The 14760-nt window shown below is 55.4% G+C and carries 16 protein-coding genes and 1 riboswitch; of the genes, 6 read left to right on the top strand and 10 right to left on the bottom strand.

Annotated features, from left to right (window positions below):
- Positions 1–33 precede the first annotated feature (33 nt).
- The 3 genes from Q4G72_RS05225 to ruvB all read right to left on the bottom strand — a co-directional run bounded on the left by Q4G72_RS05225 (position 34) and on the right by ruvB (position 2654).
- Positions 34–771 (bottom strand): DUF4386 domain-containing protein, encoded by a 738-nt coding sequence (locus tag Q4G72_RS05225; RefSeq protein WP_303310348.1) that lies wholly within the window; start codon positions 769–771, stop codon positions 34–36.
- A gap of 158 nt (positions 772–929) precedes the next feature.
- The gene (locus Q4G72_RS05220) at positions 930–1487 is read right to left on the bottom strand and encodes a YdcF family protein (RefSeq protein WP_303310347.1); all 558 of its coding nucleotides are present in this window, start codon (positions 1485–1487) and stop codon (positions 930–932) included.
- Positions 1488–1607: 120 nt separating this feature from the next.
- The gene (gene ruvB, locus Q4G72_RS05215) at positions 1608–2654 is read right to left on the bottom strand and encodes a Holliday junction branch migration DNA helicase RuvB (protein ID WP_303310346.1); all 1047 of its coding nucleotides are present in this window, start codon (positions 2652–2654) and stop codon (positions 1608–1610) included.
- A 347-nt stretch (positions 2655–3001) separates the two neighbouring features.
- Between ruvB and Q4G72_RS05210 the strand changes: the two genes are divergently transcribed.
- Positions 3002–3988, top strand: coding sequence for a hypothetical protein (locus Q4G72_RS05210; protein ID WP_303310345.1), 987 nt, complete (start codon positions 3002–3004; stop codon positions 3986–3988).
- A gap of 6 nt (positions 3989–3994) precedes the next feature.
- Here the strand turns inward: Q4G72_RS05210 and Q4G72_RS05205 are convergent, their stop codons facing one another.
- Positions 3995–4321 (bottom strand): HIRAN domain-containing protein, encoded by a 327-nt coding sequence (locus tag Q4G72_RS05205; RefSeq protein WP_303310344.1) that lies wholly within the window; start codon positions 4319–4321, stop codon positions 3995–3997.
- Between the two features lie 119 nt (positions 4322–4440).
- On the opposite strand from Q4G72_RS05205, the gene Q4G72_RS05200 reads away from it, so the two are divergent.
- Together Q4G72_RS05200 and Q4G72_RS05195 are read left to right on the top strand one after the other, a co-directional pair.
- Entirely contained in the window at positions 4441–4902 is a 462-nt protein-coding gene (locus Q4G72_RS05200; RefSeq protein ID WP_303310343.1) for a DUF4268 domain-containing protein, read from the top strand.
- 26 nt (positions 4903–4928) lie between these two features.
- Complete coding sequence (locus Q4G72_RS05195; RefSeq protein WP_303310342.1) at positions 4929–5291, top strand: hypothetical protein; 363 nt, start codon at positions 4929–4931, stop codon at positions 5289–5291.
- 98 nt (positions 5292–5389) lie between these two features.
- Here the strand turns inward: Q4G72_RS05195 and Q4G72_RS05190 are convergent, their stop codons facing one another.
- Positions 5390–6622, bottom strand: a complete 1233-nt coding sequence (locus Q4G72_RS05190; RefSeq protein ID WP_303310341.1) for an acyl-CoA dehydrogenase family protein — start codon at positions 6620–6622, stop codon at positions 5390–5392.
- Between the two features lie 201 nt (positions 6623–6823).
- Between Q4G72_RS05190 and Q4G72_RS05185 the strand changes: the two genes are divergently transcribed.
- Complete coding sequence (locus tag Q4G72_RS05185; protein ID WP_303310340.1) at positions 6824–8560, top strand: APC family permease; 1737 nt, start codon at positions 6824–6826, stop codon at positions 8558–8560.
- Between the two features lie 110 nt (positions 8561–8670).
- Here the strand turns inward: Q4G72_RS05185 and Q4G72_RS05180 are convergent, their stop codons facing one another.
- Positions 8671–11109, bottom strand: coding sequence for a TonB-dependent receptor (locus Q4G72_RS05180; protein ID WP_303310339.1), 2439 nt, complete (start codon positions 11107–11109; stop codon positions 8671–8673).
- 58 nt (positions 11110–11167) lie between these two features.
- Positions 11168–11275: riboswitch (TPP riboswitch) on the bottom strand.
- A 207-nt stretch (positions 11276–11482) separates the two neighbouring features.
- Here Q4G72_RS05180 and Q4G72_RS05175 point away from each other — a divergent pair.
- Entirely contained in the window at positions 11483–11728 is a 246-nt protein-coding gene (locus tag Q4G72_RS05175; RefSeq protein ID WP_303310338.1) for a hypothetical protein, read from the top strand.
- A 115-nt stretch (positions 11729–11843) separates the two neighbouring features.
- Here the strand turns inward: Q4G72_RS05175 and Q4G72_RS05170 are convergent, their stop codons facing one another.
- From Q4G72_RS05170 to pnuC, 4 genes are read right to left on the bottom strand one after another with little or no spacing between them, the layout of a single operon-like run.
- Positions 11844–12227, bottom strand: a complete 384-nt coding sequence (locus tag Q4G72_RS05170) for a GNAT family N-acetyltransferase (protein WP_303310337.1) — start codon at positions 12225–12227, stop codon at positions 11844–11846.
- Positions 12228–12267: 40 nt separating this feature from the next.
- Positions 12268–13140, bottom strand: coding sequence for an aldose 1-epimerase family protein (locus Q4G72_RS05165; RefSeq protein WP_303310336.1), 873 nt, complete (start codon positions 13138–13140; stop codon positions 12268–12270).
- A gap of 3 nt (positions 13141–13143) precedes the next feature.
- The gene (locus Q4G72_RS05160) at positions 13144–13695 is read right to left on the bottom strand and encodes an AAA family ATPase (protein WP_303310335.1); all 552 of its coding nucleotides are present in this window, start codon (positions 13693–13695) and stop codon (positions 13144–13146) included.
- Entirely contained in the window at positions 13692–14315 is a 624-nt protein-coding gene (pnuC, locus tag Q4G72_RS05155) for a nicotinamide riboside transporter PnuC (protein WP_303310334.1), read from the bottom strand. Before pnuC ends, Q4G72_RS05160 begins: the two co-directional genes overlap by 4 nt.
- A gap of 109 nt (positions 14316–14424) precedes the next feature.
- On the opposite strand from pnuC, the gene Q4G72_RS05150 reads away from it, so the two are divergent.
- Positions 14425–14748, top strand: a complete 324-nt coding sequence (locus Q4G72_RS05150; RefSeq protein ID WP_303310333.1) for a rhodanese-like domain-containing protein — start codon at positions 14425–14427, stop codon at positions 14746–14748.
- The last annotated feature ends 12 nt before the right edge of the window (positions 14749–14760 follow it).

Raw genomic sequence — 14760 nt, 5'->3', positions numbered from 1 at the left:
GACGGATATATAGCTAGCCAGCTATGCGGCGGCCTACCAGCTTCTCGTTTTTTCCTGCCACTTCGCCACATCTATGCCTTTTATGAGCAGCCACAAAGAAAAGGTTAATTCGGCCACAAAAGGCGGCAGCATAATGAAGGGAAATAGCCGGGAGGCAAACGAAAGGTCCAGAATTAGTGCCAGGCTGTTCACCAGATAACATACGCCAGCTATCTGCATAAGAATCCCGATGAGTTTGGGAAGGAAGCCAGACTTGCGAATCAGATACCCATTCAGCAGACAGGTAAACCCGAAAAATATCAGCCCAATACCAAAGCCATAATCATGGGTTTTGATGGACACGTAGGCCAGAGCCTGCAATTGCTGGACGTTGAACGCCTTCAGATAAGCCGCATCACTCAGGAAAAATAGCGGGACCAGCAGGGTAATTTTATTGGCTACCAACACCGCCGTCTGAATCAGGTTGAACAGCAGGGCCATCAAGGCCAGCGTTCTATTGACGGCTCTGAGCAGTAGGAAAAACACCAGCATCACTAGGATGTCACAGAGGTGCATCATTAAGTCGCCGGCAATGCCAGCGCGCCACAAACCGTCCGAGGCCATTAAGTTGTGAGCCGTAGCCGCCGCATCACCGGAAACAATGATTTTGCCCCGGATAAACAGCTCCCCGCACAGTCCGGCAATGATGATAAGCAGATAGGCGGCACCAGCTAACCGGGCGTAGAGTTGGGGTGAGGTTTCAACCTGCTGAGTAACCGTTTGCACTGCCATAGACTTCGTGATAATGCCAAAGAGAAATATTCACGCTAATCTATATAAATAAATAAGACGCTAGCTATAATCTACTTACACTCGCTTAACTCAGGAGCAATTAGAATACTATTTAACCCCGCAATTCCCTTATAAAGGCGAGCAACTACCAAGCATATTTAATCATAATAATAGGCTGCAAACTCCCTTAGGGCAGAGTAGATGTCTCTTAATTCAAAATAGCTAGGGCTTACCCCATATACATTCTGAAAGCCACGCTTTTTGAAAAGCATTTTAGTTCTGGTAATGTGGAAGTATTGAGAAACGATAAGCAAGCTTTTGTAATGAAGACTGTCATTTAGCCTGAGCGTATTCTCTACTGTCGCAATTGTGTTATTGCCTTTATTATCAACGAATATCATTTTGTTCGGCACACCATATTTCAATAAATACGCTTTCATTTTATCACCCTCATAAAACCCTTCTTTGCCAAGGCCTCCACTAACTATTAAGCTTTTGACTCTTCCGCTTTGGTAGAGCTTCAATCCGCATTTTAGCCTTTGGATTAGTCTTGGAGAAAGGGAGCCATCTTCATTCACCTTGCTTCCCAATATCACCGCTACGTCAGCAGATTTCCCGGAATCAGATAAGCCATCAACTGTTGAGTAGATTATATGAAGTACTATCCACAGGAATAAAATTGAGAGGATGACTTTTATGGTTTGATGCAGATTCATAGAATAGCTACTTGCCTATTTATTCTCATTATTTACTGTTGCTGAGACCAGCAAAAAAGCGGCGGAAAGCCCACACAAGGTGGTACTTTCCGCCGCTTTCTGCACAAGAGCTTCTAAAGTTTAGCTAAACAGCTCCCCTGTTGCCGAATTGCCGCGCAGGTGCTGGGGCATGGTGCGGCCCAGGTGCTGGTAGGCGGCTTCGGTGGCTTCGCGGCCGCGCGGGGTGCGCTTGATGTAGCCTTCCTGAATGAGGAAGGGCTCGTACACTTCCTCGATGGTTTCGGCCTCATCACCGCAGGCAGTGGCAATGGTGCTCAGGCCTACGGGACCACCCTTAAACTTGTCGATAATGGTGAGCAGGATGCGCTTGTCCATATCGTCGAGGCCGCGGGCATCTACGTCCAGCGCGCCGAGGGCGAAGTGGGCAATGGCCTGCGTAATGGTGCCGTCGCCTTTCATCTGGGCGAAGTCGCGGGTACGGCGCAGCAGGTTGTTGGCAATACGTGGGGTACCGCGCGAGCGGCGGGCAATTTCGTAGGCCGCATCCTCGTGAATGGGCGTGTTCAGGATTTCGGCGGAGCGCTGCACAATGCTGGTAAGCAGCTTGGCATCGTAGTACTCCAGGCGGGAGTTGATGCCGAAGCGTGCCCGCAACGGCGAGGTGAGCAAACCCGAGCGGGTGGTAGCCCCGATAAGCGTGAACGGCGACAGCGAAATCTGCACGGAACGCGCATTCGGGCCCGAATCGAGCATGATGTCGATGCGGTAGTCCTCCATGGCCGAGTACAGGTACTCCTCTACTACGGGGTTAAGACGGTGAATTTCGTCGATGAAGAGCACATCGTGCGGCTCCAGGTTGGTGAGCAGCCCGGCCAGGTCGGAAGGCTTGTCCAGGACCGGGCCGCTCGTCATTTTGATGCCAGAGCCCAGTTCGTTGGAGATGATGTGCGAGAGGGTGGTTTTGCCCAGGCCGGGAGGGCCGTGGAGCAAGACGTGGTCGAGGGCCTCGCCGCGCTGCTTGGCGGCGCCCACGAATACCTTCAGGTTTTCCACCACTTTATCCTGGCCCGCGAAGTCGGCGAAACTTAAGGGCCGCAGGGCTTTATCAATGTCTTTTTCGGTGGCGTCCATATTGTCGGCGCCGCCGGTCAGATAAGATTCACGCATATGCAAAAGAAGCGGAAAGTTGAGTGGCAAGATAACACCTGAGGGCCGGGAAACGTCCCCGGTTTTAGCAAATTTTTTAGCAATCAATCAGCCGTAAACTACTGTATTGCCAATTTAATTAGCATTAAATCGAAATAACCAGCTCAAAAAGTTACAGACTGTCATGCTGAGCGCAGTCGAAGCACCTTGCTAGTGTGGTATACCTCTGCAACATCAGCCCACAAGATGCTCCGACTAGCTCAGCATGACGGTCTTATTATGACAGGACTATTTGTAAGTTCACGCATCACCAACAAAGCAGGTAGAGAGGCGCAATGCAGTACTTTTGCAGGCAATTCCCTTACCTCATGTCTGATTTTACTCCCACCGGCGCTTCGCTCCAGCAGCTTCCCTCTCACGCTTTTTCACAGCTTTCCCCCGCGCTTTCCTTGCTGGGCATGGCCTGCACGCAGCTGTTTGCTACGGAAGCCTCTCTCCTGCCCGCGGCCGTGACCAGCCTTACCCGGCTGGATGCGGCGGCCGTGGCGCAGCTTAATGCTATTCAATCTACCGAGGCGCTGCAGGAGCTATTGAATACCCGCCCGTTGCGGCTATATGATTTTGTGCTGGTAGGCCGCGCCGCCTTGCATAGCCCACTGGCTGCGCCGGTCCGTCATTTTCTGCGCCAACAAATGCAGGTAGAGGGCGAGCCGCTGGCGGTACTCTGGGACTACTGCCTGGGGCTGACGGCAGCGCTGGAAAACGCCCTGGAGCAGCTTATTGCCGGCCCTAGCGGCGCGGCGGCGCTGGTCCCGCTGCGCCGCCGCCAGCAGCAGTTGCAGCACCTGTTTGATACGCATAGCAAAAGCCTGATACCGCCTGCGCCCGCCATTGTGACGTTGGGGTTTGATGAAGCCCGGCTGCAGATGCTGCGGCTGGCCTTGCTGCTAGTACAGAGCCTACCGCAGACCGACACCGAGCATCCGTTTCTGCAGGCCGTAGCAGCCTTGCCTAACCTACAGCCCACAGCCGTGGAAGACATGATGGAGCGCCTGGGCAGCATTACGGCTACCGAGCGCCTGCCGCTTTCTCTGCCTGAGCTAACGCTGCTGTATCAGGCTATGCATGTTTGCGGACTGGTGTTTGTGTCGGATGTGATGAGCAGCCTGGGGCTGGAAGGCAGCATGCCCATGGCCGAGGCAGATGCCACCACGGGTACCTCGCCCGGCAGCAGCCGTCAGGCCGTGGGCGCGTTGGTAGCCAGCTTCACGCAATGGGTGCAGCGCGAGTTTGGGGAGGAGCCTGCCATTCAGCAGGCCCGCCAGGAAATTTTTGGCTTAACGGAATTGCTGTAACGGATTCTACCGGTTCAGCAGCACTTCAATTTCCAGGTGCAGCCAGTCGTCTTCCCAGGCTTTGTGGGTGAGGCGGGCGCTGAGGTTAAAGCCAGCATCGAGCAGGCGGGCAATGGTTTCGTTGCGGCCCTCAGGCAGGTAGCCCAGCCAGAAGGGCGGCGTATCGGCGGTGAGCACGCGCACGGCCCAGTCATCGTAGGCACTGTCGGCTTCGCGCTGCAGGGTAAGAGCCTGGCCGATTTGCAGGCGCGGCTCATACGCCGACAGGCCTTCGCGGTGAGTGGTGCCTGCAATCAGACATTCAAGCAAAACAAGCGGAGAAGCTGCGGCCATAATGCAAATGGAACAACGAATGAAGGTGTAATAATAACACGCCGGCCGGTAAAACCGCCCATGCGCCCCACTCCTCCTAAACCGTAGTATCCCGGTTACACTTGGTATTTTTGATTTCTATGTACAGCAAAACCGAAGTAACGCAGCTGCGCCAGGCTTTCTGGACCACGTTTGGGCAGTATATGCAGCCAGTGCCCTCGGCGGAAGGCCTGCCTACCAACTGGATAAATTATAAAACCGGCCTCAAGCACGTGTACTTCCGCCTGCAGGCCGATGGCAAGCGCGCCAGCATTGGCATTGAGCTAACACACCCGGACGCAGATATGCGCGAACTGTTTTTTGAGCAGTTCCAAACGCTGAAAGCTATGCTGGAAGAAACCCTGGGCGAAACCTGGCAATGGGAGGCCGATACAATAGATGCCAACGGCCAGCCCATCGGCCGCATTTATCAGGAGCTGGCCCCCGTAAACCTCTTTAACCGCGAGGACTGGCCCCGGCTGATTTCGTTTTTCAAGCCCCGTTTAATAGCGCTGGATGAGTTCTGGAGCACCGGGCAGTATGCGTTTGACGAGCTGCGGTAGATGGAAAATTTGCCTTTATTGCCTACATGAAAAAGCTATTCCCCGTTCTCACTTTAGTGCTAGCAGCCATTGCCTCGTGGGCTTTTTATCCCAAAAGTGCGGCTGAGCCGGGCTACATGATGCTTACGTTGGAGGTTCCAGTCACGGGGCGGGCTACGCTGGTTACTATATCGCCTACAGGGGAACAAGCCAAGATTTCGCTCAACCATAAACTCGAAGGCCCGGCACGTTATCAATCCCAGGCTTTGGTAAAACTGAATGAGCTGCGCAGCCAGGGCTGGGAAGTGGTACAGATGCAGGCTGAATCAACGCCCGTAGCCAATACCAGAATCCCATCATTAGGTCCTGATATTATGATTTCCCAGACGTATTTACTTCGCAAGCCCTAGCCCGTTACTCCGGGAGCGTAGTAGAATATACCTCGCTGATAAAACAAAAAATGGCCGTCCTGCTTCCAGAACGGCCATTTTAAGCTAGTAACTATTTCCTACTTGAACGCCTGAATACCGGTGATATCGGCACCGGTAATCAGCAGGTGGATATCGTGGGTACCTTCGTAGGTCACTACTGACTCCAGGTTCATCATGTGGCGCATGATAGGGTACTCGCCAGTAATGCCCATGCCGCCGTGAATCTGGCGGGCTTCGCGGGCAATTTCCAGGGCAATTTCTACCGAGTTGCGCTTGGCCATGGAAATCTGGGCCGAAGTGGCTTTGCCTTCGTTTTTGAGTACGCCCAAGCGCCACACCATCAGCTGGGCTTTGGTGATTTCCGTGAGCATTTCGGCCAGCTTCTTCTGCTGCAGTTGGAAGCCGCCGATAGGCTTACCAAACTGGACGCGCTCCATAGAATACTTCAGCGCCGACTCGTAGCAGTCAATAGCCGCGCCGATAGCGCCCCAGGCAATACCGAAGCGGGCGGAATCGAGGCAGCCCAATGGGCCTTTGAGGCCGTCGATGTTGGGCAGCAGGTTCTCTTTGGGCACGCGCACGTCCTGGAACACCAGCTCGCCGGTGCAGGAAGCGCGCAGGCTCCATTTGTTGTGAATTTCAGGCGTAGTGAAGCCTTCCATGCCGCGCTCCACAATCAGGCCCTTGATGCGGCCATTCTCGTCCTTGGCCCACACTACGGCTACCTGGCACTCGGGGGAGTTGGAAATCCAGAGCTTGGCGCCGTTCAGCAGGTAATAATCACCCATATCCTTGATATTGGTGGTCATGCCGCCGGGGTTGGAGCCGTGGTCGGGCTCGGTAAGGCCGAAGCAGCCCAGCCACTCGCCGGAGGCCAGCTTGGGCAGGTATTTCTTGCGCTGCTCCTCAGAGCCGTAGGCGTAGATTGGGTACATCACCAGGGAGCCCTGCACCGAGGCGGTGGAGCGCATGCCGGAGTCGCCGCGCTCAATTTCCTGCATAATCAGGCCATAGCTGATGTAGTCGAGCCCGCCGCCGCCGTACTCCGTGGGAATGGTAGGCCCAAAGGCACCTACCTCGCCAAACTTGCGCACGATTTCCGAAGGGAAATGTGCGTCCTGCGCCCATTTCTCAATATTGGGCGAAATTTCCTTCTTCACGAAGTCGCGGATGCTCTGGCGGATGAGCTTGTGCTCCTCGGTCAGCAGGCCGTCGAGGTCGAAATAATCGGTGAAGCCGGCAGCATTGGTAGAGCCGTGATGATTCGAGGCTTTGGCCTTGGGGGAAAGAACGTCAGCTTGCGAAGACATAGTGCGAGTATGGGTGGGGATGAATAGCCCAAAGATAGGGATTCTGGGATGGTGAACAGGCACTTGGCCAGCTTGGTTTCGGCAGAAAGCCGCTCGGTTACCTCATTAAAACCGACTGCATTTCTTGGTTCTCGTATGTACTCCAGCAAATTTTCCCGTAAACTTCCTCTCCAAATAATTCTACCCATTCTTTTACCCACCATGAGCCACCCTAAAAAGCTGAGCGAGCTGGAAGCCACTGCCATATGCGGCAACGATATTTCCTCGTCCTGCCTGTATGTGTCGGCGCTGGCCATTGCATATGCCGGCCAGTATGCCTTTGTGGCTTTGCTCCTGGTAGGAGCCGTGCTGTTTCTGTTCCGCAAAATTTATGGCGAGGTAGTAGGCGCGCTGCCTCTGAACGGTGGCGCCTACAACGTGCTGCTGAACACCACCAGCAAGCGTAACGCCGCCCTGGCCGCCTGCCTCACTATACTTTCCTATATGGCCACGGCCGTTATTTCAGCCAGCGAGGCCATGCATTACCTGCACACGCTCTGGCACGGCCTCCCGATTATTACCGCTACGATGGGCCTGTTGGGGCTGTTTCTGGCTCTTACTATAATGGGTATGTCGGAGTCGGCAAAGGTAGCCGTCATCATCTTCCTCACGCACATTGGCACGCTCACGATACTGGTCATTGCGGCCGTGTGGTACCTCTTCACGCACGGCCTGGATGCCCTCACGCTAAACTTCCACACCCCGCTGAAAGGCAGCCTGACTACAGCCCTGTTCTTTGGCTTTAGCGCGGCCATGCTGGGTATTTCCGGTTTTGAAAGCTCCGCCAACTTTGTGGAGGAGCAGGCGCCCGGCGTGTTTGCCAAAACGCTGCGGAATATGTGGATTGTGGTAAGCTTTTTCAACCCGGTTATTGCCTTTCTGGCCATTGCTGCCCTACCACTCACTGAAGTTAGCACCCACACGGAAACCCTACTCTCGCACCTGGGTGATACTACCGGGGGCCGCTGGCTGGGCATTCTGATTTCCGTGGATGCCGTAGCGGTGCTGAGTGGCGCTGTGCTAACCTCCTTTGTAGGTGTGAGCGGCCTGATGAAGCGCATGACGCTGGACCGGATTCTGCCGCAGTTCTTCCTCAAGGAAAACCGCCGCAACAGCAACTATGTCATTCTTATCACCTTCTTCCTGCTCTGCATCTCAGTTTTGCTGATTACCAACGGCGAGCTGGGGCCGCTGGCGGGCGTGTATACCATTTCCTTCCTGTCGGTTATGGCGTTTTTTGCTTTGGGCAACTTCCTGCTGAAGAGCAAGCGGCCCAAGCTACCCCGCCCCGTGTATGCGGGCATTCTAACGGTGCTGCTGGCGCTGGCGGGCGTTATCATTGCGCTCTACGGCAACATCAAAATCCACCCCGATTACTTGGTGGTTTTCCTGCAGTATTTTATTCCCACCATGGCGCTGGTGTATATCATGCTCAACCGCATTGCTATTCTGAATCTGGTGCTGGCAGCGGCCAATTCCATAGCCGAGCATTCGCCCCGCGTATCCCGCCTGGCCCGCCTATCTATACGCCGGATGCTGCGGGAGCTGAACAATCAGGAATTCGTGTTTTTCACGAAGGGCGACAACGTGGAAAACCTGAACAAAGTACTGGCCTACGTGCAGGAAAACGAGTTTACCCACCGGCTGAAAATTGTAACCCTGCTACAGGAAGGCCAGACCGTATCTCCTGAGTTGCTTACCGATGTGCGGGTGCTGGACCGCGCTTACGGAGAACTGGACATAGACTTTGTCTGCCGTGAAGGGCACTTTGGCCCGGCCCTTATAAATGAGTTATCCAAGGAGTGGGGCATTCCCAAAAACTTCATGTTCATCGGCTCCCCCGGCGACCGGTTCCCCTATCATATTTCCGAGTTGGGCGGGGTACGGCTGATTATCTGAGCCACGGATCCGCACGGATTTTTCGGACAATTACACCAAACAAAAAGCCTCGCAGTTGCGAGGCTTTTTTCTTTAAAAATGCAAAACCTGCATCTAGGCGAATCCATGGTCTAGAAACGCAGGTTCACTGAGGCCAGGAAATTGCGCGGCGCCTGCGGATAGTGGTAGGAAAAGTATTGCGCACCACCGGAAATGTATCCATAGGTATAGCCGTTGTTCTCGTATTCCGTGCTCAGCAGGTTGCTTACAAGCAGGGCCAGTTCCACTTCGCGCACGCCCAGCTTGGTAGGCGTCCAGAGGTAACGTACCCGCGCATCATTCACAAAGTAGGCGTCGATGCTGCGGTCTTTGGTGCTGGTATTATCCAGGTACTGACGGCTTACGTATTTACTGAGCAGAGCCGCCTTCAGGCCCGCAACCGGCTCGTATTCGAAGGTGTTGGTCCCTATTACTGCCGGGGAAAAGGAAATATCAGTGCTTTTGAATGCCGTTCCCCGCTCACCGCCATTGTCGTAGTCGGCCAGGTAATCGGTGTAGTTCTTGATTTTATTACGGCTGAGGGTAGCATTGGCGCTCCACGTCAGCTGGGGCAGCAGGCGCGTGGCAGCCACCAACTCCAGCCCCGTCCGATATGATTCGCGCACGTTACTGTGCATGGGGTTGCCTACATCATCCAGCTTACCCGAAAGCACCAGCTGGTTACGATACTGCATCAGGTAGTAGTTCGCTGACCATTGCACCCGGCCGGTAGTGCGACGCAGGCCCAATTCTGTGTTATAGAGCTTCTCGGAAGTAGGCCGCCGCTCAGCCGGCGTATCGGTATAATCGGTGCGGGTGGGCTCGCGCTGGGCCACGGCAAAGGAACCGTAAGCATTAAGCCCTTCGCGCAGCTGATACGTGAGGCCAGCTTTGGGATTGACGAAGTTGAAGCGCACGGCCTGCTGGCTTTTCCTGCCCTCGGTATTTGGTCCCAAAAAGGCATAATACACGTGGCGGAACTGCAAATCGGCAAAGGTGCTGAGCTTATCGGTCAGGGCAAAGTTGGCGCGGCCGTACACGTTTACATCGGTTTTATGCGCCAGCGGCTCATCGTTATAACGGGAGCCCGACTCCGGAATATTCTGACCGTACTGGGCCCAGGTCAGCTCATCGAAATGCTGGCCACGGTAGCCAATGGCCGCGCCGCCCAAGGTGGCTTCAGTAAGGTGGCCCGCAGCGGGCCGCCATTGCAGCGCGTAGGTGGCGCCGTACAAATCCGTCTTCAGCCACCGCCGCCGAATAACATCCGTGCTGGTAATGGTATCGAGCGAGCCGCTAGCATTAGGCACATAAACCGGCCCGGCTCCAATGCCATATTTTTCGAAGTTCTGGCCTACTTTATACTCCTCATAATAGCCGCCACCACGCGTCCAGAACGGCGTTACACTCAGATTCAGGTTGGAAGCCAGCTGATGCGAAACCAAAAACTGATAGTAGTCCTGCTGATAGTTATCCGTTTGGTTTTTATAGGCCGGCAGGTGCTGGCCGTAGTCCGTGCCGGCTTCGTTGTAGCGGCGGTTTTTGTGCAGCAGCGAGTCGGCCAGACCATACCAGGCCTGCCCGGTTTTCTCCTTACCAGTCAGTACCAGTGCCCGTAGCAGCGTATTTTTGCCTGAATATGTACCGGCCAGATACAACGAGTGCAGCCGCGAAGCTGCGTTATCTACATAGCCTTCCGACTGCAGCCGCGAGGCTCGTGCATCCAAAGTAAAATGCCCGTTGATGAGGCCCGTACCTGCTGCCACCGTGCTTTTCCAGGTACCATAAGAACCGGCGGAGTTGTTTACCTCCGCATAAGGCTGCGTACGCAGGCCCGTGGTTTCTACGTTCACGCTGGCCCCAAAAGCACCAGCGCCATTGGTGCTGGTGCCCACCCCACGCTGCACCTGAATGCTCTGCACGGAAGAGGCCAGGTCCGGCAAATCCGTAAAGAACACGCCATGCGACTCGGCCTCGTTCACGGGCACGCCGTTTAGCGTTACGTTGATGCGGGTGCCATCGGTGCCGCGCACGCGCAGGCTGGTGTAGCCCACCCCGGTACCGGCATCCGAAGTTGTGACGACGGAAGGCGTCTGGTCCAGCAGGTAAGGTAAGTCCTGCCCAAAGTTGCGGGCCTGTAGCTGCTCCCGGCTGACGTTGGTATAGCTGGTGGCCGTTTTTTCGTTGGCGCGGGTGGCCGTTACTACGGCTTCGCCCGTCACTACATCGGCGGGCAGTAAAGCCAGGCGCACTTCCTGCGGGGTAGCGCGCCCCTGCACATGGCGTACCTGCGCCTGGTAGCCCACAAACGTAATGCGTAGTTCATGCGCTCCGGCAGGCACAGCCGGGAGCAGGAAGCTTCCGGTAGCATCGGCCGCCGTGCTGGTAGCCTGACCATCCAGCAAAATGGTGGCGCCCGGCAACGCTGTGCCCGTACGGGCATCCGTCACTTGCCCAGACACGGGACCTTGCGCCCATGCTGTACCGGTTAGCGCCAAAAGGGCCACGCCGGTCATCAGAAAATTTTTCAAGGATGAAAAAGAAAGAGTGGAACGGACCTGGTGCCAGGGGTCGGCACGCATAGGTTTTTCGCTCGCGGATCGTTTGTTCCCTTCGCCGGCATTACCCGGGCAGGTTCAATGGGTATGATCTCAGCCCCTCCGCCTCTCCCGACGTGGGGCACCCCTAAACTATGTGGCAAAACTAGAGCGCCCAGCGGGGAGTTCCAAACTCATGGGCTATAAAGCTCCATTGGCTTTACTTTCGCCTGAAAATCAAGTAACTTAAGGTAGAAAGAAAGGGCAGCTACAAAATACGGGCAAGCGAGAACCAGCGCTTGGGTCAGTTCGTTAGCGTAGTAAAAGCTCTGGTCTTTCTGTGCGTTACACCTAAGTCTCTCCCGCCATGATCAGCCTTGTCTATACGCTCGTGGTACTCGGTATTCTGGCTTACTTTATGGTTATGCCACGACGCCGGTTTCAACGCCCCCCCTTCCCGGATAACGATGACGACGGAGGCGAACCACTGGATGACGGTTTACCCGACCTGGACCTGCCGCCCGGCATTTCGCGCCCCATCAATGATTGGGAACCCGACTACAACCGCCGGTCCCGCACGCCGGTGCGCCCCAATCAGCCGATGATTATTTAACTACTGCTCTTTTGCCGGTAGCTTTTACGGACTCTTTTTTGACGGCCGGTGGCTGTGCAGAACTTTATACGGCTCTTAGGAGCCGTTTTTTATTTCTCCTGAAGCTAAATACCCGTTATAGACTCCGCTCCATCCGGGAATAGGCTATCGGTCCTTTATAGAAAACGCTGCCTACTGCTTCCATGCCGAACCGCTGATAGAATGGCAGGGCATCGAGTCGGGCGTCGCACCACAAAAGATGCGCGCCGGCCGCTTGGGCAGCAGCTATGGTATGCTGGAGCAGCTGAGTGCCAATTCCCTGCTGCTGATATGGCGGGTAAGTAGCAAACTTGCGGAAGCGTGCCACATCTTTCGCCACAAAAAGGGAGATAACCGCTACCAGTTCTCCGCTGGGCAGGAAGGCCCCGAAATGCTGGCCGGTAGCATCATCGGGAACCATTACATAAGCCAGTGGCTGGTTAGGCCACAGCACGGCGTGGCGCAGGGAGTAGGTATCCACTGCTGAAATGCTTCGGATTTCCACCTCAGCAGCCCCCGGCTTATTCAATCGTGATGCTGTAAGAAGTAACGAATTCCTGACCGGGACCCAGGGCGAGAATTCCCTCTTTGTCGTCCAGCTCGCCGGAGTCGCCCACGGAGCTGGCAATGCCGTGCCAGGGCTCAATGCACACAAAGGGCGTACCGGCCTGCTTGGTCCACAGGCCCAGATAGGGGAATCCATCAAAGCGCAGGCGCACGGCCCGCGCTGACCGGCGGCTACGCAGGGCCAGATGGGTGAAATCAAAATGTTTCAGCACCACAGCATCCTGCTCAAACAGCGGATAGCTTAGCGGCAGCTCCTTCTGCTGATGTAGCAGGGGCTCCGTTTGCCCATTCAGCAGGCCACCTTCCAGCAGGTGCCGCTCTAGGGTAATGGGATGATCAAACTCAAAATAGTAGTCTTCAAACTTCTCTTCGGGCAGCAATGGGCAGCGGAACGCGGGGTGTGCGCCAATGCTGAAGAGCAATTCGCCGCTGCCGGGGTTGTGTACTTCCCAGCCTATAGTGAGCATAGGCCCTGCCAGGCGGTAGCTGATGATCAGAATAAAATTGAAGGGGAAGCGGGCCAGCGTAACTTCATTAGGGCGCAGCTCCAGTACTAGTTCCGCCGCGGTTTGACGCACTAGCGTAAAAGCCTGGTCGCGGGCAAAGCCGTGTTGCGGCAACTGGTAGGCTTGCCCCTGGTAGGTAAAAGTATCCTGCGGCAGGCGCCCCACAATGGGAAACAGCACCGGCGCGTGCCGCGCCCAGATGGCGGCATCGGCGGGCCAGATATATTCCAGATTGTTAAAGTCTTTGCGGATAAAGCTGCTCAGCTCGGCTCCATGGGCTTGTACCGTTACGCGGGCCAGCTCGTTTTCGAGAATATACATTCGTTAGATCTTAGCAGTAGGATAAACTTTCCGGGGGGTCTGCACGGCCAGTAGCTCATCCACCAGAAAGCAAGCCTGCTCCAGCCGCTGGGCAGGTGTACCACTGATATCAGCAAAGGGAGAAACGCTTTCCTCCAGCTCGCGGCGATACATCTGATGGAAATGCTGGCGCAAGTTGGGGTGTTCCCGCAAAGGGTCAGGCTCCCAGGGCAAGTCTACGTTCAGTAGCAGCACCAGGTCGTAACGGTGCCGCTGCAGTTCCTGCAAAATCCACTCAGGACAATAGCCAAAGGCATGCTCGCTCCAGATTTTAATCACTAACAAGTCAGTATCGCAGAATACTACGCGCGAGGCCTGGGCTGCGGCCTCTTCCTCGGCAGCCAGCTGGCCCCGGGCTATTTCCTCCAGATCTGCCAGCGTATACTGAGGGCCGTTTTTTTCCAGATAGGCGCGGGCATATTCCGGAGCCCAGGTGGTGCCGTAGTGCTCTGCCAGCTGCTGGCTAAGGGTAGTTTTGCCCGTGGATTCGGGGCCAGTAAGGGAAACGCGAATCATGAAGACAGAGAAAGTTCGGCAACAGGGCGGCGCTTCATCAGCTGCCACCATTCCCAGTAGCCATAGGCCGCCAGAAAAAGATATACCAGATATAAGCCGCTGGTGAGGTATAAGTCTTTGTGCCAGTACATGGCTACGTAGGCCGCATCTACGAGCACCCAGAGAATCCAGTTCTCAATTTTTTTGCGGGTGAGCTGCACCTGCGCTACCAGGCTGATAGCGGTAGTAGTGCTGTCCCAGTAGGGTATGGCCGCATTGGTATACTGATGAAACAGAAAGCCCGCGCCCACCGCATAAACCAGCCCGGCCACGCCTAGTGCCAGCCACATACGGCTGGAAGTGCGCGTTACGGGCAACTCCCGGTGTTGGGGTCCGCCGTGCAGCCACTCATACCAGCCATATAGGTTAAGCGCAATAAAAATGCCTTGCAGGCCTACATCAGAATATAACCGGGCTCCCCAGAAAACGACGACATACAAGAGGCAGCTAACAATGGCTACCGGAAAATTCCAGATAGAATTACGGGCTGCCAGCCACACGCAGGCAATGCCCGTGAGTACCCCAGCCACCTCAATCGGGCTACTGGCCAGCACCGCCGACCACACTTCAGCAACAGTCACAAATCAGGCAAAAAACGGGTAAACACACATAAACGAACCGAAGGTAGAAAGTACGGGGTTAATTTTGCAGCCCAGGGTGTGTGGTCATCCTGCCTGACAACTGCTTGCTATGTTCCCCGAACTTACTCCCGAAGCTCTCCATACCCACCTGCAGGAAGGGTCCGCCGTGCAGCTCATTGACGTGCGCCAACCGGAGGAATTCGATTTTTGCCGCATCGAAGGCAGCCTGCTGATTCCCCTGGGCGAGCTGCCGCGCCGCGTGGAGGAACTAGCCATCGACAAACCCATTGTGCTGATCTGCCACCACGGGGTGCGCTCTATGCAGGCGCTGGCCTACCTGCAGCACCGCCACGGCCTGACCAACCTACTCAACCTGCGTGGCGGTATTCATGCCTGGAGCCAGCGCGTTGACCCCTCCGTTCCGGTGTACTAACCTTTGTATTTG

This window comes from Hymenobacter sp. BT730 (genome assembly GCF_030542105.1).
Taxonomy (GTDB): Bacteria; Bacteroidota; Bacteroidia; order Cytophagales; family Hymenobacteraceae; genus Hymenobacter.
The sequence above is the reverse complement of the archived record's forward strand: the minus strand, read 5'-3'. Positions and strand labels throughout refer to the sequence as shown.